General features: G+C 56.2%; 1 protein-coding gene. It reads right to left on the minus strand.

Going from position 1 to position 936, the window contains the following annotated elements:
- On the minus strand, positions 1–766 hold a 766-nt coding region (locus MRBLMR1_RS27000; RefSeq protein ID WP_500066967.1), incomplete at its 3' end, for a transposase.
- Positions 767–936 lie beyond the last annotated feature (170 nt).

Below are 936 nucleotides of genomic sequence, written 5' to 3' on the forward strand. Positions count from 1 at the left end.
CCGTTCGGTCGAGCATCGTGCGAGATGCTCTGACCTCCGCCTGACGGATTGCGCGTGTCGCTTCCACGTCCAGAATAACGCCGTGCTCTGTGTCGATCAGGTAGTTGGTCGCATAGGCGAAGAAGGCATGGCCTTTGTGGGCACCAGTCCATTGAGCAGCCGGATCGGACGGAGAGATAAACTTCGGTGTCACTGGCGATGCAGCCCCGAAAGCCGCGTCATCAAGAACAGCCAGATATTCCTGCACTGAACGGCCAGCTTCCTCTTTTGCTTCCCATTCTCCTCCCGGCACCGAACGCTGCTTGTTGGCATCCGCCGCAATCAGACTAGCATCGACGGCAAATCCTTCGGCACCGACCAACCCTTGCGCAAGGCAACGCTCCACCACCGCTTCAAACATATGCCGCAGGATGTCGCTCTGTCGGAAACGGCCATGGCGGTTTTTCGAGAAACTGGAGTGATCGGGCACCTTGCCGTCCAATCCGAGACGGCAGAACCAGCGATAAGCGAGATTGAGGTGGACCTCTTCGCAGAGCCGCCGTTCCGAGCGGATACCCATGGAATAGCCGATGATCAGCATCCGCATCATCAGCTCGGGATCAACCGAAGGGCGACCAGTGGTGCTGTAGAAAGGCTTCAACTGTGCCCGTACGCTGTCGAGTTCTAGATGTCGGTCTATCCCGCGCAGCAGGTGGTCAGCAGGGACATGATCATCAAGGCAGAAGTCGTAGAAGAGCTGGCCCGGAGCCGTCTGACATCCCATCATCGCTCAATCCTCCGCAAATCGATACGACGATTGAATCATGCCTATCGTGGAATGCAAATCCAATATTATATCGAGCTAGCCGAGCACTGCAGCGAGCTATTATGCCACCTGAACAACCCACAGCGAGAAAACGCATTTGGTCCATCATCAAGGTGATCTGGACAGTGTCG

Origin of the sequence: Neorhizobium sp. LMR1-1-1.1 (assembly GCF_040675795.1) — a bacterium.
GTDB classification, from domain to species: domain Bacteria; phylum Pseudomonadota; class Alphaproteobacteria; order Rhizobiales; family Rhizobiaceae; genus Neorhizobium; species Neorhizobium cellulosilyticum.